This is a genomic window from Pseudomonas rhodesiae (genome assembly GCF_013285305.1).
GTDB lineage: Bacteria > Pseudomonadota > Gammaproteobacteria > Pseudomonadales > Pseudomonadaceae > Aquipseudomonas > Aquipseudomonas rhodesiae.
This window is the reverse complement of the sequence record NZ_CP054205.1, coordinates 4,410,488-4,428,201: the sequence shown is the minus strand read 5'-3', so window position 1 is coordinate 4,428,201 and position 17,714 is coordinate 4,410,488. Positions and strand designations below refer to the sequence as shown.

Here is a 17,714-nt window from a genome sequence, read left to right as displayed (position 1 = left end):
CGCTGAATCCATTTGACTGACCTCATTCGGCCTCTGGCCGCGAGGATGTATGCAACCGGAACACTTCGATTTATCCAGCCCCGTTTTCCTGCCGGTTACCGACGACACCTGCAGCGCCTTGCTCGGTGCCGACGGTGCCACGCACCTGGACACCCTGACAGACCTTGAGCTGGCGGCGGTGCTGGTCATTCAGAACCTGGCGCAGGCCGCGCCAGCGGACCTCAACGGTGCCGCCGCCGAGCGTGTGCTGGTCAAGTTGATCGGTTGGGCGCTGAACACGCCGACGTCCGGCACGGCGGCGTTGCTGTCCGAAGCGCGGCGGTTGTTCGATCCGCGCAAGCTGTACTTCGGCATCAATGCGCTCAAAAACCTCAACCTGCGCCTGTTACTGGCCGAAGAGGTCGCGGCGCGCGATTATCTGCTGCCCGACGGTCAGTGGGATGTGACCTACAAAGTCCGCCAACGGCGCGGCAACGATCCCTTCAGCCAGCAGATGATCACTCCCCGGCACCGCGAGCGTTGGCTCAGCCCGGCGCAGGACAAGCTGGTGCGCACCTTTCGCGCCAATCTCAATGAAGACCTGCACGTGCAAGGCTATGCCGGTATCGGCAAGAGCCACTTGCTGGGCGCGTTGCTGGAGTGTCTGCGCCCGGAAAAAACCCTGATCCTGGCACGCACCGGAGCCAAATTGGCCACGTTGCGCGAGCGCATGGGGCTGACGCGGGACAGCAAGGCCGGTTCGACCTTCGCCGCGTTTGCCAAAGCGCTGTTGCAGAACGGGCGGCCAACCGCAGACAAATCATCGGCCAGGTTGCCCAGTAAGCAGGCGGTGGCCCAAGCCCTGGATATCCTGGGTTGGCGCGGCCACGATGGTCAGGCGACGTTGAATGTGTGCCTCAAGGTGCTTGAGAACTACTGCGACTCCAGCCATCACAGCCTCTCGGCCCGGCACTTTCCTCACTTCAAGCACGCCTTGTCCAGCCTGGATGCACAGGTCTTGCTGGAGTACTCAAGCCGCGTGTGGACGTACCTGGAGCGCCACCCGCAGTGGGTCGTCCAGACCGAGTTCGCCACATTGTGGTTGATCAAGCGCGCCAGCCTGGAAGGCTGCGAAGTGCCGCCGCGGTTTACCCATGTGCTGATCGATGAAAGCCAGGACATCCCGGCCTCGTTGCTGCAGATCATCGAGCGCGGCCGTCAGGTGCTGATCACCCTGGGCGACGAATACCAGTTGGCCACCGGCGTGATGGTGCGGCGCAAGCGTGAAGTCCGGCACACCGATATCAGCTATTCGGTGCGTTCCGGTCGCAACGTCGAGCGCCTGGTCAACCCCTTGATCAGCGTGCATTCGCAGAAGAGCAAGGTTCCGTTTGAAGGCGCGCGGGACGCCGATGTCAGCATCGAACATTACCCCCAGGGCTTCGTGCCGCCGGAAGGCTGCGTAGTGTTGACCGCGTCCCCTTGGGACACGATGAAGTGGGCGATCCAGTTACAGCAGGCCCATTGCCCGTTCGCCTTGTTCGACAGCGCGGCGCAGCGCGATCTGGAGCGCTTTATGATCAGCGCCATTGCGTTGTTCAAACCGCAGTTCTACAGCACCGAGCACACCGACAAAGGCCCCCACGCCTATTTCAGCGACCTGGCCGACTGGCAGCAGGTGCGCGAGGCCGGGCAGTTCGACGAAGCGTTCCTGTGGGTCGAGCATGAGTTGGAAAAAGGCTTCAACGTGGCCGATGTCACCCGCCTGAACCGACTGGCCGGCGAGCCCGACAAACGCTGCCGACTGATGCTGGCGCAAGAGGCCGGCGGCATGGAGTTCGACTGCGTGTTGCTCACCCCGGAATTGCTGAGCAACGTGAAATTCAAGGATGCGTATGCCTTCGATCAACGATTGTGCGAGGTGTACATCGCGATTTCACGGGCCAGGCGCCAGCTCTATCTGCCTTACGATGTGGTCGAGTGGATCGATTACCACAAGTATCAGAAGACCCGTGAAATTCATGGTTATTAAGGGATTTAGTTCGGTTGTCTCACAACTTTTGAGCGCCCCTCTGGACAACCTAAAACTGCCTTGCTAGTTTCCGCCAGCTGCATGTTTCAGAATATGACAACAGTAACGCATTGATATTGAAGTGATATCACTTCTTTAACTAACAAGGATGTCTCTGATGAAAAGCCTGCAAGGGTTGCCCCGTCTGATCAGTGCTTCGGTGGGCGCTCCCGGTAAAGCCCGCAATTTGCCCGCCGATGTGCAGTGCATCCAGTATTTATTCAATCTGATCATTCCAAAAATGGGCTTTCCCCTGCCGGAAAACGGCAAGTGCGACGGCCAGTTGGTGCAGTGCATCAGCCAGTATCAGTTTCGCCACCTCAAGTACGCCCATCCCGACGGCGTGATCGACCCCACCGGCCGTACGTTCAACAGTCTGATCGAAGAGGCCGTCAAGGTGCCGGTCAAGGCCTCTCCAACGCTGCGCATTCCAACCTTCCTGAATGCCTTCGGCAATAACCACGGCGATGCAGTGCAGGCTACGGTGAATGTGTACTTGGACCGCATGCGCGCGATGATCGAGGCGGAGCGCCGCAACCGGCAACTGATGTTGCAGCCCACCTGCGACGGTGGCATGACCCTCTCCGACACTGATTTCCAGAACGCCGCCACCCAGTTGGGAAACGGCATTTCGGTCAACATCATCAAGGCCTTCGCCACCGTGGAATCCGGCGGACGTTCGGGGTTCGGGCCGGCCAAGTTGCCGGTGATCGCCTTCGAAGGGCACCTGTTTCGCAAGTACACCAAGCGCATCTACGACCAGGCCCACCCGCTGCTGTCTTACCCCTACGTGAAAAAGGCCGGGCCGCAGTGGCAGACCAACAACAAGGACCAGACCAAGGCCTGGGAAACCATGGCGACAGCATTTGCTCTGGATCAGGAAGCGGCCTTGATGTCGGCGTCCTGGGGCATGTTCCAGATCATGGGCTTCAACTTCGAATCGTGCGGTTACAAGACCGTGTTTGAATTCGCGGCCGCCTTGAAAGTGAATGCTGGCAACCAGCTCAAAGCCTTCCTGGGTTTCTGCAGCAAGAGCCCAGCGTTGATGAAAGCCATGAAGGCCAAGGATTTCACCGGCATGGCGCGTAATTACAACGGTGAGGACTACGGCAACTACGACGTCCTGATGAAGAAAGCCTACGAAAAACTTGAAGGGAAAAAATAGGATGACGCGTTTTCTGACGATGGGTGTGTTGTCGTTGTGCTTTGCAGTGCCGGCATTGGCCGCCAGCAGCGCTTTGCATTCGGGCAAGTATGAAGGCCTGATGCTGGCGGTCACGCCGCAGCAGCAGGTCGAAGGCTACTACGCCGAAGAGATGGGCGAGGGCGTCACCCGCGGCTGCATGTTTTACCTGCAGGGTAAACCGGGCGCGCTGACCACTTGGGGCCAGGAAGCTTATCCCGGCAGCATCGCAGCGTCTGGCGATGGCGTGACCCTGACCGTGGAACAAGGCCGCCAACACCCCGGTTGCCTGAACGTGTTGATGCCGGAAATCGCCACCGGCCTGGACCTGAGCCAGACCGCCAGCAAAAACTGGATCGGCCTGGTCACGGTGTCCGCTGACAAGGCTTACTTGCAGAAAACCCCAGGTGCCAAGGTCGCCAAGCGCCCGTATATCGTCAAGCGAGACGTGGTCGGTGTGCTGGCGTACAAGGACGGCTGGGCCCAGGTCGAGTTCGTCAACGCCGAAGGCCGCTCGTTCATTGGTTGGATCAGCCAGGACCAGTACAGCCGTCTGGCTGCGCCCACCGCGCAAAACTGAGTCACAAAAAAACGCCGCCGTGTGCCTGGTACACGGCGGCGTTTTTTATGGGCGGGGTTCAGCCCTTATTGCGGCTGAACAACTTGCGGATACCGGCGAGCAACGCCACCACGCCGATGACCAAAAACTTCTTCGCCGCCAGCAGGAAAATGCCGATCTTGGCGAACAACCCGGCCTTGGCGGCGATCCCACCGGCCACCAGTGCCGCTAGGCCATAGGTGGCCATTTTGTCGGTGCTGGGGTTGAAGTCGGTGTACAGGTTGCCATCGGTGAAGTTGGTGAAGGCCAGCACCTTGGGCAGCTCTTGCTTGATGGTCGGCAGGTCGGCCATGGCGGCAACGGCATTGAGTTCCAGCACGCCTTCACGGCCCAGTACGCGGATGCTGTAGTTGAGGGTGTTCTGATCGGCGTCGTCGGCTTTCAGCTCGCGGGCCCAGTACATCTTGTGGGTGGTGTCGTCATAGTGCGGCGGCTCGGCCCAGCCCAGCAGATGCAGGCCGGCGTAGCCTTGTTTCTTGCGTTCCTGGTTCTCGGCCTCGTCTTCTTCCTGCATCTGCTTGAGCAGGTCGGCGTAGTCGATTTTTGCCGCGTCCTCGTCGGAAATATGCCCATCGGCCTTGTAGCTGACGATCACGCCCCAGCCACGCTCGGACAGCGGGCTAACGGCTTTGGGTACGATCATGCCCAGGGTCTTGAAGCCCGGTGGGTTGCCCCAGCCGTCGGTCAGCAGGCGCTCGGTATCGGCCGGGTCGAGGTAGTAGAACTCGTCGTTGAGTTTGAGGGTGGCGATGCCGCTGGGCAGGGTGACCGTGCCGGTTTTTTTCTTCAGCGAAGCCAGGAAATGTTCGGCGGTTTCAGCCGGTTCAGCGGCGGCGCTGGCTTCGACCGGTGCAGGCGTGGCGGCGGCGATGGCGGGTACGACGGGCAGGCTTAGAGCAGCCGCCGCAAGCAACAAGCGGAAGTAATTCACGGTAGTCCCTTACATTTTGAATTAATTTCGCGGGAGGATAACGGAAAAACCTGCTACAGGCATCCAGATATGGCTTAGCCAAAGGTTTCGCGCAGCAAATCGGCAAAGGCATCCCGCGCCAGGTGCCGCTGCGTGTCGGTGTGCCAGAACAGCAGATTGTCCACGGGCTCAAGCTCCTCGAATCGGTACGACGCCAACTGACTGGCCTGCTCATAACGCGCCAGAATCCCTTCTGGCGCCAACGCCACGCCGATTCCGGCGCTGACACAGCCGATGATCGTGCCCCAGCTGGCATAGGTGGCGATGCTCGGTGTGACGTTATGGGGTTTGAGCCAGTTCTCCAGCGCCGCGCGATAGGGGCAGCCACTTGGCCACACCAGCAGTGTGCGGCCCGCCAGGTCCTGTGCGTCGTGAATGGGCGCGCTGCACGCGCTGGCGATGAGCACCAGGCGTTCGCGGTAGACCACGCTGTGTTCGAGTTTGGCCCGCGGGTTACCGGCGGCCACCAGGGCCACGTCCAGGCGATGGTGTTGCAGGTCGTCCAGCAATGGGCTCCAGGCGCCGGTCACCAGTTCCAGGCTGACCTGTGGGTAACGCCGGTGATATTCCGCCAGCAGCGGTGGCAAGCGGCCGCTGGCGCTGGATTCCACCGCGCCGATGCGCAAGGTGCCACGGGGGATGGCAGTGGCATCCACTGCGCGTTTGGACTCATCCACCAGCGCCAGGATGCGCTCGCAGTAGTCGAGAAAAATTTCACCCGCCGCACTGATCGCCAGCCCGCGTCCGGCGCGGATAAATAACGGCGTGCCCAGCTCGCTCTCCAGCTGCTTGATGCGCGTGGTGATATTGGAGGGCACGCAATGCAGCTGCACGGCTGCCTGGGCCACGCTGCCCGTCTGCGCCACGGCGCGCACCATTTTCAGTTGGGCCAGTTCCATTGCTCAATTCCCGTGATTTCAGAAGTCAGAAACGCTTAATTGTCCTGCGCCGCGTCCGGGCCAAGACTGAAGGCCTTCTTTCGCGGTTTCCGGACGCTCTCGATGAACACACCGTCACGCCTGAAGCTTACGCTAGTCACCGCCAGCGTGATCCTCTGCTGGGCCTATTCGCCGATTGGCGTGCATCTTGGCCTGCACAGCTACAGCCCCGGCCAGCTGGCGTTGTTGCGCTTTTTGATCGCGTCGCTGTTTATGGCCGGGGTGGCGCTGGTACTGGGCATTGGCCGACCGCGCTGGCGGGACGTGCCCTGGTTGCTGGTGCTGGGGTTCTTCGGCGTGTTCCTGCACCACACAGCCCTCAACTATGGACAGCAATGGGTCACGGCGGCGGCCTCCAGTGTGTTGGCGCAGTCGGCCCCGCTGTTCAGTGTGCTGATCGCGTTTTTGGTTTTAAAGGAGCGGGTGAGTGTGTGGCGTTGTGTGTGTGTGTCATTGGGGTTGGTCGGGGTAGGGGTGGTGATCTGCGGTGATCGGGGCATCGGCGAGATCGACCCGCGCGGCGTGCTGATCCTGCTGGCAGCGCTGTCCTGGAGTGTGTATTTCGCCCTTCAGAAACACTACGCCCATCGCTACAGCCCGCTGACCATGGCGTGCTACATGGTGTGGGCGGGCACCCTGATGCTCTGCGTGAACCTGCCGGGCCTGCCCGCGGCGGTGCTGCGGGCGCCGTTGACGGAGAACCTGGCGGTGCTGGTGCTGGGCATTTTCCCGAGCGCTCTGGCCTATCTGGCGTGGGGCTATGTGTTGAAACATGTGGAGGTCAGCCGCGCGTCGGTGGCGATGTACCTGATTCCGCCCGTGGCGATGCTGATGGCCGCCACTCTGCTGGGTGAGCAGGTGACGCCCTGGGTGGTGCTCGGTGCGCTGATCGTGCTGGCCAGCGTGGCGGCCATCAGCCTGGAGGGGCGCAGGCGCTTAGTCGTGCAGGCAGAATGCGCGCAACCGGTGGCCGTCCAGGTCCTCGGCGACGAAGGTATAGCCGAAGTCCAAATCCGTCGGTGACTGAATGATCGTGGCGCCCCGTGCCGACCACTGCGCGTGCAAGGTGTCCACAGCGGTTTTGTCCGCCAGTGACAGCCCCACTTCAGCGCCGCCGCCCGTCAGCGTGGCGGCCGGTTCCACTGTGTGGCGCGACCACAGCCCCAGCTTGACGCCGTTATCGAGTATGAACAGGGCAAAGGTCGGGTTGAGTTCCACGGGCGGCTTATCAAGCAGGCGGCTGTAGAAATTCGCGCTGGTGGCCGGGCTGTCGACATACAGCAGGAAATAATGGGCGACGGTGTGCATGCAGGCTCCTTGAGGGCAGGCGGTTAAGTCAGCCCAGTCTAAAAGGTCGCACTGTCAGTTCTTGTCAGGAGCGTGGGGCGTCGATGGAATTTGGCCGGTGTACAGCTGAATGATCTCGTCGATTTCCCCTGACATTTTCATGCGCTGCAATGTGTCCAGAATCTGTTGCACCGGCAGGTTTGGATCGTTGCGCACCAGGCAGCTCAGGTTCAACTCATCGACCACGGCGACCTTATGCAGACGCCGACCAAGCGGCAGGGATTGGTTGAAGCGATCAACTGTCCATTCGTTGATGACGGCGTACTGAAAGCGTCCGGCCAGCAGTTTGTGCAAGACCTGTTCTTCGCTGCGGGCATCGTCACGGGTCAGCCGGCCGCTGGCGAACAACGCGGCCAGGCCGGTGTAGCGGTAATTGAGCACGGTGCCGATGGCTTGCGGGGCCAGGTCGGCCAGCGTGATCGGTTGCTCGGCGGCACTGACCAGGACGCTGCGCTGCACCATCAGCGGCACGCTCCAGGCGTAGTCGCCGGGGAGGTCATCGAGCCAGGCCTGGGTGACATAACAGCGCACGTCGATGTCGCCATGGAGCAAGGCAGTGGCGATGCGCGCGCGTGCCAGCACTTGGAACCGGGCCGGTAGGCCGAGCTGTGTGGCCAGGCTCGACATCACGTCATACAAAATGCCCTGGGTCGGCTGACCGTTCTCCACTTGCACCATCGGCATCGCCCAACTGTCGGAAATCGAAAAACGCAGCGGGGCAGGCGCCGCCAGGCTGGCCGTGGTGATCATCCATAAAGCGCCCAGGACTACGCGCATACACTCTCCAGGTTCAGGCCGTTTCGGGGGCCAGTCAGCAGAGCTTAGTCAGATTAGACGAGCGTGCCGGATGCAATTTCCCCCTTGCTCCGCTAGCATTACCGGCCTCTGCTTCCCAGTTGCGACGGTTTTCGATGAGTTATCAGGTTCTTGCACGTAAATGGCGCCCGCGCTCGTTCCGCGAAATGGTCGGCCAGACCCATGTGCTCAAGGCTCTGATCAATGCCTTGGACAGCCAACGGCTGCACCACGCCTACCTGTTTACCGGTACCCGGGGGGTGGGCAAGACCACGATCGCGCGGATCATCGCCAAGTGCCTGAACTGTGAAACCGGGATCACCTCAACGCCCTGCGGCACCTGTTCGGTATGCCGGGAAATCGACGAAGGGCGTTTCGTCGACCTGATCGAGATCGACGCCGCCAGCCGCACCAAGGTCGAAGACACCCGCGAGCTGCTGGACAACGTGCAGTACGCCCCGAGCCGTGGCCGCTTCAAGGTCTACCTGATCGACGAAGTGCACATGCTGTCCAGCCACTCCTTCAACGCCTTGTTGAAAACCCTGGAAGAGCCGCCGCCCTACGTCAAATTCATCCTGGCCACCACCGACCCGCAGAAACTTCCTGCAACCATTCTGTCGCGGTGCCTGCAGTTTTCCCTGAAGAACATGACTCCCGAGCGAGTGGTCGAGCATTTGACCCATGTGCTGGGTGTCGAGAACGTGCCGTTCGAAGACGACGCGCTGTGGCTGCTCGGCCGCGCGGCCGATGGCTCGATGCGTGACGCCATGAGCCTCACCGACCAGGCCATCGCCTTTGGCGAAGGCAAGGTCATGGCCGCCGATGTGCGTGCCATGCTGGGCACCCTTGATCACGGCCAGGTCTTCGACGTGCTGCACGCATTGATCGACGGCGATGCCAAGGCGTTGCTGGAGGCCGTGCGCCATTTGTCGGAGCAAGGCCCGGACTGGAACGGCGTGCTCTCCGAAATCCTCAATGTGCTGCACCGCGTCGCCATCGCCCAGGCCCTGCCTGAAGGTGTCGACAACGGCCACGGCGACCGCGACCGGGTGCTGGCGTTGGCCCAGGCATTGCCGGCCGAAGACGTGCAGTTCTATTACCAGATGGGCCTGATCGGCCGTCGCGATTTGCCCCTGGCGCCGGATCCGCGCGGCGGTTTTGAAATGGTGCTGTTGCGCATGCTGGCGTTCCGGCCCGCCGATACGGCGGATGCGCCGAGACAGCCGCTAAAGCCAGTGGGGATCAGCCAGGCCACAGTTGATTCCGCCAAACCTGTGGCTGGCGCCGCCGTGGTTGCGCCAGTTGCCGCAGCGCCTGCGCCGGTAGCGCCTCCAGCCGTGGCGCCTGAGCCAGTAGCGGTTGCCGCGCCTGAGCCCGAACCTGTGGTCGACCTGCCGTGGAACGAGCCGGCGGACGCTGAGCCCGAGCCCGAGTTGCAGCCCGCCGTGGAGCCCGTGCTGGAAACCACCGGCGAACAACCCGAACTGACCCCGATGCCCACGCCGACGCCTGACAGCGTGGTGCCGGATGCGCCGGAGTGGGTGTCCGCGCCGGTGCCAGAGCCGACGGTCGCCCAAGTCGACGCGGCCACGCCGGGCATCGACCTCGACGACGAGCCGCCGCTGGACGAAGACTACATCGAGCCGGACATGGATTCGGCCTACAGCTACCTGGACGAATTGGCCAGCGAACACGCCGCCGAACCGGCCCCGGAGCCCGAGCCTGAACCCGCCGCGGCGCCGGCCACCGGCCTGGCTCTGCAGTGGCTGGAACTGTTCCCGAAATTGCCGATTTCCGGCATGACCGGCAGCATCGCCGCCAACTGCACGCTGATCGCTGTCGACGGCGACCACTGGTCGCTGCACCTGGACCCGGCCCATAGTGCCTTGTTCAACGCAACCCAGCAGCGTCGCCTCAATGATGCCCTTAACCAGTACCATGGGCGCACGCTGACGATCAGCATCGAATTGATCAAGCCTGAGCAGGAAACCCCGGCCCAGGCCGCGACGCGCCGGCGTCTGAACCGCCAGCGTGAAGCCGAGGACGCGATCCACGCCGATCCGCTCATCCAGCAAATGATGCAGCAGTTCGGTGCGGTGGTGCGCCACGATACTATTGAACCTGTCGAAGCTCCGGTGCCCCAGGCGTCATGACACCGGGCTACTAACTTGATCCACGTACTTTTGAGGTGATTCCCATGATGAAAGGTGGCATGGCCGGCCTGATGAAGCAGGCGCAGCAGATGCAGGAAAAAATGGCCAAGATGCAGGAAGAACTGGCCAACGCCGAAGTCACCGGTAAAGCCGGTGGCGATATGGTCAGTGTGGTGATGACCGGTCGTCACGACATCAAGCGCGTGAGCATCGACCCGAGCCTGCTTGAAGGCGTCAGCGATGACGACCGTGAGGTGCTGGAAGATCTGTTCGCGGCTGCCGTGAACGACGCCGTGCGCAAGATCGAAGCCAACAGCCAGGACAAAATGTCCGGTATGACCGCCGGCATGCAACTGCCGCCGGGGATGAAGCTGCCGTTCTGATCCGCAGGCTTTAGCTAGACTCCAATGCCAGGCATCGCGCCTGGCATTTTTGTTTATGCCGATCCGATCGAACCCCGGCACGGCACCCATGGTCTGCACCCTATACCGATGAATTCGATAAGGAGCCCTCTGATGCCTCACGAACCGACACTCAACCAGCGAATCGTCCTGGTTTCGCGCCCTAAAGGTGCGCCGACCCCGGAGAACTTCCGCCTGGAGCGTGTGACTTTGCCGGAGCTGGCGGACGGCCAGGTGCTGCTCAAAACCTTGTACTTGTCCCTTGACCCCTACATGCGTGGGCGGATGAGCGATGCGCCGTCCTACGCGGCACCGGTGGAAATCGACGAGGTAATGACCGGCGGTGCTGTCAGCCGTATCGAGCAGTCGCGTCATCCGAAGTTTGAAGTGGGTGATCTGGTGGTCGGTGCGACCGGCTGGCAGAGCCACAGCATTTCCGACGGCCGCAACCTGATACCGGTGCCTAAGGGGCTGGCCAGTCCTTCCATGGCGCTGGGTGTGCTGGGCATGCCCGGCATGACCGCCTACATGGGCCTGATGGACATCGGCCAGCCCAAGGCCGGCGAAACCCTGGTGGTGGCCGCGGCGTCCGGAGCGGTCGGCTCGGTGGTGGGGCAGGTGGCTAAGCTCAAGGGCCTGCGTGTGGTCGGTATCGCGGGCGGCGCGCAGAAGTGCCGCTATGTGGTGGACGAGTTGGGCTTTGATGCCTGTATCGACCATAAAAGCGAGGACTTTGCCGACGAGCTGGCCCAGGCCTGCTTCAAAGGTGTGGACATCTATTTCGAAAACGTCGGCGGCAAGGTCTTCGACGCAGTGTTGCCGCTACTGAATGCCAAGGCACGGGTGCCGCTGTGCGGCCTGATTGCCGGCTACAACGCCCATGAGGCGCCCAGTGGTCCAGATCGTCTACCGGCCCTGCAACGGACTCTGCTGACCAAGCGCGTGCGCATCCAGGGCTTTATTGTGTTCGATGACTACGGCGACCGTCAGCCCGAGTTCCTAAGCGCCATGGCGCCGTGGGTGCGCGAGGGTAAGATCAAGTTCCGCGAAGATGTGGTCGAGGGCCTGGAGCAGGCGCCCGAAGCCTTTATCGGCCTGCTCGAAGGGCGCAACTTCGGCAAGTTGGTGGTGCGCGTCGCGCAGGATTGATCATTTGACGCTAATCCGGGGCGCGGGTATAAACCGCGTCTCGTCGTTTTGTCGGACCCATGCCCCATGAGCTTCAGCCCCCTGATTCGTCAACTGATCGACGCCCTGCGTACTTTGCCGGGTGTCGGCCAGAAAACCGCCCAGCGCATGGCGCTGCAATTGCTGGAGCGTGACCGCAGCGGCGGCACTCGCCTGGCCCAGGCCCTGAGCCAGGCCATGGAAGGCGTTGGCCACTGTCGCCAGTGCCGCACTCTCACCGAAGAAGAGCTTTGCCCGCAATGCGCGGACCCGCGCCGCGACGACACTTTGCTGTGCGTAGTGGAAGGGCCGATGGATGTGTATGCGGTGGAACAGACCGGTTATCGCGGACGCTACTTCGTGCTCAAGGGCCACCTCTCGCCGCTCGACGGCCTCGGCCCGGAGGCCATCGGCATCCCGCAACTGGTGGCGCGTATCGATGAGCAGGGCACCTTTACCGAAGTCATCCTCGCCACCAACCCCACGGTGGAAGGTGAAGCGACTGCCCATTACATTGCCCAACTGCTGACCAACAAAGGCCTGATTACTTCACGCATCGCCCACGGCGTGCCGCTGGGTGGCGAGTTGGAACTGGTGGACGGCGGCACCCTGGCGCACTCTTTCGCCGGCCGCAAACCCATCGCCCTCTAGCCATCCCGGCTGTTGTAGTGAGCAGGCTTGCCCTGCGCTGGGCTGCGAAGCCGCCCTACAACCAGGCGACCGTTTCCGCCTGACCCACCGGAGCGCCTGCAGACAGGGCCGCTTCGCGCCCCAGCGCGGGGCAAGCCCGCTCACCACTGCAAGCATGTGCGCCGCTCCCTGTGTAGTGAGCAGGCTTGCCCTGCGCTGGGCTGCGAAGCAGCCCTACAACCTGGCAACCGTTTCTGCCTGACGCACCGCAGCGCCTGGAGACAGGGCCGCTTCGCCGCAACAAGTGCGTGGCGTGTTCAGTTCGGATTTCTTTGGCACCGCGCTCTCTCGAATGCTTGTTAACCAAGCAAGCGCTTGGTAATTTCTCTCCACCGTAGCGTGGAGTTTGCCGATGTCTGCCTATCAGGATTACTTCGACCCCCATCACCAACTGATCCGCGACAGCGTGCGTCGCTTTGTCGAGCGCGAAATACTGCCGGGCATCGAGCACTGGGAGGAGGCGCAAAGTTTCCCCCGCGACCTCTACGACAAGGCCGGTGCGGCGGGGATCCTTGGCATCGGGTATCCAGAATCATTGGGTGGCAGTCACGAAGGCGATTTGTTCGCCAAGGTTGCGGCCAGCGAAGAGTTGATGCGCTGCGGCTCCGGCGGCGTTGTCGCGGGGCTCGGTTCGCTGGATATCGGCTTGCCGCCGGTCTTCAAATGGGCACGGCCCGAAGTGCGCGAGCGAGTGGTGCCGCAGGTGTTGGCAGGGGCGAAGGTCATTGCTCTGGCGGTTACCGAGCCGGGTGGCGGTTCCGATGTGGCCAACCTGCACACCCGCGCCGTGCGCGACGGCGACTGTTACCGCGTCAGTGGCAGCAAAACCTTTATTACCAGCGGCGTGCGCGCCGACTTCTACACCGTGGCGGTGCGCACCGGTGGGCCGGGATTTGCCGGTATCAGCCTGCTGTTGATCGAAAAAAACACCCCTGGTTTTACCGTCGGTCCACCACTGAAGAAGATGGGCTGGTGGGCGTCGGACACGGCTGAGTTGTTCTTCGATAACTGCCCAGTGCCCGTCGGCAATCTGATCGGCGCCGAGAACATGGGATTTGCCTGCATTATGGGCAACTTCCAGAGCGAACGCCTGGCTCTGGCATTGATGGCCAATATGACCGCGCAGATGGCCCTTGAACAGAGCCTGCAATGGGCCGCTCAGCGTGAGGCGTTCGGCAAACCCATCGGTAAATTCCAGGTGCTCAAGCATCGCTTGGCGGAAATGGCCACGGCCGTGGAAGTCTCGCGGGAGTTCACTTACCGCCAGGCAGCGAAGATGGCGGCGGGCAAAAGTGTGATCAAGGAAATTTCCATGGCCAAGAACCTGGCCACCGACACCGCCGACCGCGTCACCTACGACGCCGTGCAGATTCTCGGCGGCCAGGGCTATATGCGCGGCAATCTGGTGGAGCGGCTGTATCGCGACAACCGCATCCTGTCCATCGGCGGGGGGACTCGGGAGGTGATGAACGAAATCATCAGCAAGCAGATGGGCTTGTGATGGGCAGTGCCATTAGCGTTCAGTCAATGAAAACTGCGTCAGGCAAAACGTCGGGATGCCCATGTCTTCCAAGCGCTGCGAGCCACCCAGCTCCGGCAGGTCGATGATTGCGGCGGCTTCGAACACCTTCGCACCCATGCGCCGTACCAAGTTCGCAGCGGCGATCAGCGTACCGCCAGTGGCGATCAGGTCATCGAATATCAGCACCGAGTCGCCTTCGCACAAGCTGTCGGCGTGCACCTCCAGGAAGGCTTCGCCGTATTCGGTCTGGTAACCCTCGGCCAGCACATCGGCCGGCAGTTTGCCTTGCTTGCGAAACAGGATCAGCGGCTTGTTCAACTGATAAGCAATGATTGAACCGATCAGAAAACCACGAGCATCCATCGCGCCGATGTGGGTGAACTCGGCTTCGACGTAGCGCTGGGCAAAGCTGTCCGCCACCAGGCGCAGGGCCTTGGGCGATTGGAACAGCGGGGTAATGTCACGGAAGATCACCCCAGGCTTGGGGAAGTCGATGACAGGGCGGATCAGGGATTTGATGTCGAACGAGTCGAAGGTCATCGTCGAGGAGTCCTGGGTGCGGAAAACGGACTCGAAGTATACCTGCGACCTCGCCGATTGGCGCGGCCGCAGGTGTCTGCATCAACCTTCTATGGAGCCACCGGCCAGCGCGCACAGCTGGATCGGGTCGAGGATATGCACTTCCTTGCCTTCGGCGGCGAGCAGTTCGTTCTGCTGGAAACGGGTGAACACGCGGGACACGGTTTCCACCGCCAGCCCCAGGTAGTTGCCGATTTCGTTGCGCGACATGCTCAGGCGGAATTGGTTGGCCGAGAACCCACGGGCGCGAAAACGGGCAGAGAGGTTAACCAGGAAGGTGGCGATGCGCTCGTCGGCGGTTTTCTTCGACAGCAGCAGCATCATCTGTTGATCGTCGCGGATCTCGCGACTCATCACACGCATCAACTGGCGGCGCAGTTGTGGCAATTGCAGCGCCAGCTCATCCAGGCGTTCGAAGGGGATCTCGCACACCGAGGTCGTCTCCAGCGCCTGGGCCGATACCGGGTGAATCTCGGTGTCCATGCCCGATAACCCCACCAGCTCACTCGGCAGATGGAAACCGGTGATTTGTTCCTCGCCGCCGTCGCTCAGGCTGAATGTCTTCAACGCGCCGGAGCGTACTGCATAGACGGAATCGAACTTGTCGCCCTGGCGAAACAGAAACTCGCCTTTCTTCAGCGGGCGACCGCGTTTAACGATGTCGTCCAGCGCATCCATGTCTTCCAGATTCAGCGAAAGTGGCAGGCAGAGGGGGGCCAGGCTGCAATCCTTGCAATGGGCCTGGTTATGAGCGCGCAGCTTGACTGGCTCGGACATTACTAAAATCCTTGTGGGGAATCACACATAATGCGTAAGGGTAACGCACTGTGGGCAGTCAGGCCAGCCTGTACAAAAAAGCACCAATGGTATAGAGATTTGCGCAACGCCCCGGCCCTCATCGCGCCGGGACTTGCCCTTCAGATCACCCGCGAAAACCGCTGCCGGTTCTGGTGCTCCAAGTACGCATCGAACACCATGCACACCGAACGCACCAGCAGTCGACCTGCCGGCAGCACGCGAATGCCGTGTTCGTCGATGGTGATCAGGCCGTCCGTGGCCATCGCCTCCAGTTGCGGCCAGAGATCGGCGAAATACCCGCGAAAATCAATATTGAAAGCCTGCTCGACGGGTTCGAAAGCCAGGCTGAAATTGCAGATCAGTTGCTGAATCACTTCACGGCGCAAACGATCGTCCGTGGTGCAGACCAGGCCACGGCTGGTGGCCAGTTGCGCGCCAGCCAAGGTGTTCTGGTAGGTATTCAGGTCACTGCTGTTCTGGCAGTACAGATCGCCGATCTGGCTGATGGCCGACACCCCAAGCCCGATCAGATCGCAATGACCATGGGTGGTGTAACCCTGGAAGTTGCGTTGCAGCCGGCCCTCTTCCTGGGCGATGGCCAGCTCGTCGTCGGGCAGGGCGAAGTGGTCCATGCCGATGTAGCGATAGCCGGCCTGGGTCAGTTGTTCGATGGTGGTTTGCAGCATCAACAGTTTTTGCGCCGGGGAGGGCAGTTCGTCGCTGTTGATCCGGCGTTGCGGCATGAAACGTTCCGGCAGGTGCGCATAGTTGAACACCGACAGGCGGTCTGGCTGCAGCTTGATGACTTCCTCCACGGTGCGCGCGAAGTTGATCGGCGTCTGTTTGGGCAAGCCGTAGATCAGGTCGATGTTGATCGAACGAAATTGCAGGGTGCGTGCCGCGTCGATCACCGCGCGGGTTTCTTCCAGACTTTGCAGGCGGTTCACTGCGCGCTGGACCTCGGGATCGAGGTCTTGCACGCCGATGCTCACGCGGTTAAAGCCCAGCTCGCGCAGCAGGCCCATGGTGGCCCAGTCGGCTTCGCGCGGGTCGATCTCGATGCCATAGTCGCCGGAGTCATCGTCCAGCAGGTTGAAGTGCTGGCGCAGGCAGGTCATGACCTGGCGCAGTTCGTCGTGGCTGAGAAAGGTCGGAGTGCCGCCGCCGAAGTGCAGTTGCTCCACCGGCTGCTTGGGGTCCAGGTGGCAAGCCACCAGTTGGATCTCCTGCTCCAGGCGTTGCAGGTAGGCGTGGGCGCGGCCTCGGTCCTTGGTGATGACCTTGTTGCAGGCGCAGTAGTAGCAAATGTTCGCGCAGAACGGCACATGCACGTACAGCGACAGCGGCCGTGTGGCCTTGCGGCTGTCACGCAGGGCGTGGAGCAGGTCGAATGTGCCGACTTGGCTGTCGAATTGCACGGCGGTCGGGTAGGACGTGTAGCGCGGCCCTGCCAGGTCGTAGCGGTTAATCAGATCGGTGTCCCAACGAATGGCGTCGAGCATGCGGGCGTCCCCCGGATAGGCTAGTGGGCCGAGTCTAGGGGTTGGCCGTAGGGGGCGCCTTGATTTGCGTCAACGGGGAGCGGCGCTATGCCACACGGCGTTTCAATGCCCCATCAACCAGTGCTGATGCGGGCCGGGCAGGGTCCAGATACCGAAGAGCACCACCAGCACACCGCCGGCCATGCGCACGCTGCGCTTGCGCAGTAAGGCAGTGACGCGTTCCGCCGCCAGCCCGGTGGCCAGCAACACCGGCCAGGTGCCCAGGCCGAATGCCAGCATCAGCAAACCACTGTCCAGCGCATTGCCTTGGCTGGCGGCCCAGAGCAGGGTGCTGTAGACCAACCCGCACGGCAACCAACCCCACAGCGCGCCCAGCAACAACGCGCGGGGCAGGCTGGACACCGGGAGCAAACGGTTGGCAATCGGCTGGATATGCCGCCACAGGCCGCGCCCGAGGCGTTCGATGCGGGTCAGACCGCTCCACCAGCCGGCCAGGTACAGGCCCATGCTGATCAGCAGCAGACCGGCCAACACCCGCAGAATCATGGCCGCCGGGCTATTGGCCACGGCCCAGCCGGCCATGCCGATCAGCAGCCCGGCGCAGGCGTAGCTGAGGATGCGCCCCAGGTTGTATGCCAGCAGCAGACGAAACCGACGGCTGCGCTGCTCTTGAGGGATGGCCAGGGTCAGCGCCCCCATCAGTCCGCCGCACATGCCCAGGCAATGGCCGCCACCGAGCAGGCCGAGGATCAGCGCGGAAACCAGTAACGGCGCCAGTTCAAGCATGGGGTGGTTCTTGGGGCTTGGGCGGTTGCTCGGGGCTGTTGGCTTCTTCGACGCCGGCCAAGTGGTTGGGGTCCTGGTCATCGAACAGCACGCTGTGGGCCGGGCCGTCGAGGTCGTCGTATTGGCCGCTGTCCACGGCCCAGAAGAAGATGTAGATGGCGACGCCCACTAATAGCAGCGCCGCCGGAATCATCACGTATAAAGCTGGCATCTG

General features: G+C 62.0%; 18 protein-coding genes. 9 read left to right on the top strand and 9 right to left on the bottom strand.

The features are described 5' to 3' along the window. Positions 1–49 precede the first annotated feature (49 nt). The 3 genes from HRH33_RS19975 (at position 50) to HRH33_RS19965 (ending at position 3,813) form a co-directional block, all read left to right on the top strand. A complete protein-coding gene (locus tag HRH33_RS19975) occupies positions 50–2,011 on the top strand; it encodes a P-loop NTPase family protein (protein WP_167416865.1) in 1,962 nt (653 codons plus the stop codon). A 157-nt stretch (positions 2,012–2,168) separates the two neighbouring features. Continuing rightward, positions 2,169–3,215, top strand: a complete 1,047-nt coding sequence (locus HRH33_RS19970) for an N-acetylmuramidase family protein (protein ID WP_034114803.1) — start codon at positions 2,169–2,171, stop codon at positions 3,213–3,215. Position 3,216: 1 nt separating this feature from the next. After that, a complete protein-coding gene (locus HRH33_RS19965) occupies positions 3,217–3,813 on the top strand; it encodes a hypothetical protein (RefSeq protein ID WP_167416866.1) in 597 nt (198 codons plus the stop codon). A 58-nt stretch (positions 3,814–3,871) separates the two neighbouring features. On the opposite strand, the gene HRH33_RS19960 is transcribed toward HRH33_RS19965, so the two are convergent. Together HRH33_RS19960 and HRH33_RS19955 are read right to left on the bottom strand one after the other, a co-directional pair. Next, positions 3,872–4,783, bottom strand: coding sequence for a DUF2167 domain-containing protein (locus HRH33_RS19960; protein WP_167416867.1), 912 nt, complete (start codon positions 4,781–4,783; stop codon positions 3,872–3,874). Between the two features lie 74 nt (positions 4,784–4,857). Next, positions 4,858–5,721: a LysR family transcriptional regulator gene (locus tag HRH33_RS19955; protein WP_167416868.1), complete on the bottom strand. Its 864-nt coding sequence runs from the start codon at positions 5,719–5,721 to the stop codon at positions 4,858–4,860. A 102-nt stretch (positions 5,722–5,823) separates the two neighbouring features. Here HRH33_RS19955 and HRH33_RS19950 point away from each other — a divergent pair, with 102 nt between their 5' ends. Further along, positions 5,824–6,783 (top strand): DMT family transporter, encoded by a 960-nt coding sequence (locus HRH33_RS19950; RefSeq protein ID WP_167416869.1) that lies wholly within the window; start codon positions 5,824–5,826, stop codon positions 6,781–6,783. On the opposite strand, the gene HRH33_RS19945 is transcribed toward HRH33_RS19950, so the two are convergent. Together HRH33_RS19945 and HRH33_RS19940 are read right to left on the bottom strand one after the other, a co-directional pair. Further along, entirely contained in the window at positions 6,697–7,068 is a 372-nt protein-coding gene (locus tag HRH33_RS19945) for a VOC family protein (RefSeq protein ID WP_052229588.1), read from the bottom strand. The two genes, HRH33_RS19950 and HRH33_RS19945, sit on opposite strands and share 87 nt — an antisense overlap. Before the next feature lie 54 nt (positions 7,069–7,122). Continuing rightward, positions 7,123–7,884 (bottom strand): substrate-binding periplasmic protein, encoded by a 762-nt coding sequence (locus HRH33_RS19940; RefSeq protein ID WP_167416870.1) that lies wholly within the window; start codon positions 7,882–7,884, stop codon positions 7,123–7,125. A gap of 134 nt (positions 7,885–8,018) precedes the next feature. Between HRH33_RS19940 and dnaX the strand changes: the two genes are divergently transcribed. From dnaX to HRH33_RS19915, 5 genes are all read left to right on the top strand, one after another. Next, a complete protein-coding gene (dnaX, locus tag HRH33_RS19935; RefSeq protein ID WP_094064990.1) occupies positions 8,019–10,055 on the top strand; it encodes a DNA polymerase III subunit gamma/tau in 2,037 nt (678 codons plus the stop codon). A gap of 44 nt (positions 10,056–10,099) precedes the next feature. Continuing rightward, positions 10,100–10,438 (top strand): YbaB/EbfC family nucleoid-associated protein, encoded by a 339-nt coding sequence (locus HRH33_RS19930; protein WP_034138927.1) that lies wholly within the window; start codon positions 10,100–10,102, stop codon positions 10,436–10,438. Between the two features lie 132 nt (positions 10,439–10,570). Next, entirely contained in the window at positions 10,571–11,605 is a 1,035-nt protein-coding gene (locus HRH33_RS19925; RefSeq protein WP_034099683.1) for an NADP-dependent oxidoreductase, read from the top strand. A gap of 66 nt (positions 11,606–11,671) precedes the next feature. Next, complete coding sequence (recR, locus tag HRH33_RS19920) at positions 11,672–12,274, top strand: recombination mediator RecR (RefSeq protein WP_167416872.1); 603 nt, start codon at positions 11,672–11,674, stop codon at positions 12,272–12,274. A 391-nt stretch (positions 12,275–12,665) separates the two neighbouring features. Further along, entirely contained in the window at positions 12,666–13,814 is a 1,149-nt protein-coding gene (locus tag HRH33_RS19915; RefSeq protein WP_167416873.1) for an acyl-CoA dehydrogenase family protein, read from the top strand. A gap of 12 nt (positions 13,815–13,826) precedes the next feature. On the opposite strand, the gene HRH33_RS19910 is transcribed toward HRH33_RS19915, so the two are convergent. The 5 genes from HRH33_RS19910 to ccoS all read right to left on the bottom strand — a co-directional run bounded on the left by HRH33_RS19910 (position 13,827) and on the right by ccoS (position 17,711). Continuing rightward, positions 13,827–14,375, bottom strand: coding sequence for an adenine phosphoribosyltransferase (locus tag HRH33_RS19910; protein WP_034114796.1), 549 nt, complete (start codon positions 14,373–14,375; stop codon positions 13,827–13,829). Positions 14,376–14,456: 81 nt separating this feature from the next. Beyond that, the gene (fnrA, locus tag HRH33_RS19905; protein WP_034099680.1) at positions 14,457–15,191 is read right to left on the bottom strand and encodes a Crp/Fnr family transcriptional regulator FnrA; all 735 of its coding nucleotides are present in this window, start codon (positions 15,189–15,191) and stop codon (positions 14,457–14,459) included. Between the two features lie 140 nt (positions 15,192–15,331). Then, positions 15,332–16,714, bottom strand: a complete 1,383-nt coding sequence (gene hemN, locus HRH33_RS19900; protein ID WP_167416874.1) for an oxygen-independent coproporphyrinogen III oxidase — start codon at positions 16,712–16,714, stop codon at positions 15,332–15,334. 102 nt (positions 16,715–16,816) lie between these two features. After that, entirely contained in the window at positions 16,817–17,500 is a 684-nt protein-coding gene (locus HRH33_RS19895) for a sulfite exporter TauE/SafE family protein (RefSeq protein WP_034114795.1), read from the bottom strand. Continuing rightward, positions 17,493–17,711: a cbb3-type cytochrome oxidase assembly protein CcoS gene (ccoS, locus tag HRH33_RS19890; RefSeq protein ID WP_034099677.1), complete on the bottom strand. Its 219-nt coding sequence runs from the start codon at positions 17,709–17,711 to the stop codon at positions 17,493–17,495. The genes HRH33_RS19895 and ccoS overlap by 8 nt, the downstream gene beginning before the upstream one ends. Positions 17,712–17,714 lie beyond the last annotated feature (3 nt).

Coding starts and splice junctions, on each gene's coding strand:
- HRH33_RS19975 (WP_167416865.1), top strand. CDS start 50: ATGCAACCGGAACACTTCGATTTATCCAGCCCCGTTTTCCTGCCGGTT.
- HRH33_RS19970 (WP_034114803.1), top strand. CDS start 2,169: ATGAAAAGCCTGCAAGGGTTGCCCCGTCTGATCAGTGCTTCGGTGGGC.
- HRH33_RS19965 (WP_167416866.1), top strand. CDS start 3,217: ATGACGCGTTTTCTGACGATGGGTGTGTTGTCGTTGTGCTTTGCAGTG.
- HRH33_RS19955 (WP_167416868.1), bottom strand. CDS start 5,721: ATGGAACTGGCCCAACTGAAAATGGTGCGCGCCGTGGCGCAGACGGGC.
- HRH33_RS19950 (WP_167416869.1), top strand. CDS start 5,824: ATGAACACACCGTCACGCCTGAAGCTTACGCTAGTCACCGCCAGCGTG.
- HRH33_RS19945 (WP_052229588.1), bottom strand. CDS start 7,068: ATGCACACCGTCGCCCATTATTTCCTGCTGTATGTCGACAGCCCGGCC.
- HRH33_RS19940 (WP_167416870.1), bottom strand. CDS start 7,884: ATGCGCGTAGTCCTGGGCGCTTTATGGATGATCACCACGGCCAGCCTG.
- dnaX (WP_094064990.1), top strand. CDS start 8,019: ATGAGTTATCAGGTTCTTGCACGTAAATGGCGCCCGCGCTCGTTCCGC.
- HRH33_RS19930 (WP_034138927.1), top strand. CDS start 10,100: ATGATGAAAGGTGGCATGGCCGGCCTGATGAAGCAGGCGCAGCAGATG.
- HRH33_RS19925 (WP_034099683.1), top strand. CDS start 10,571: ATGCCTCACGAACCGACACTCAACCAGCGAATCGTCCTGGTTTCGCGC.
- recR (WP_167416872.1), top strand. CDS start 11,672: ATGAGCTTCAGCCCCCTGATTCGTCAACTGATCGACGCCCTGCGTACT.
- HRH33_RS19915 (WP_167416873.1), top strand. CDS start 12,666: ATGTCTGCCTATCAGGATTACTTCGACCCCCATCACCAACTGATCCGC.
- HRH33_RS19910 (WP_034114796.1), bottom strand. CDS start 14,375: ATGACCTTCGACTCGTTCGACATCAAATCCCTGATCCGCCCTGTCATC.
- fnrA (WP_034099680.1), bottom strand. CDS start 15,191: ATGTCCGAGCCAGTCAAGCTGCGCGCTCATAACCAGGCCCATTGCAAG.
- hemN (WP_167416874.1), bottom strand. CDS start 16,714: ATGCTCGACGCCATTCGTTGGGACACCGATCTGATTAACCGCTACGAC.
- HRH33_RS19895 (WP_034114795.1), bottom strand. CDS start 17,500: ATGCTTGAACTGGCGCCGTTACTGGTTTCCGCGCTGATCCTCGGCCTG.
- ccoS (WP_034099677.1), bottom strand. CDS start 17,711: ATGCCAGCTTTATACGTGATGATTCCGGCGGCGCTGCTATTAGTGGGC.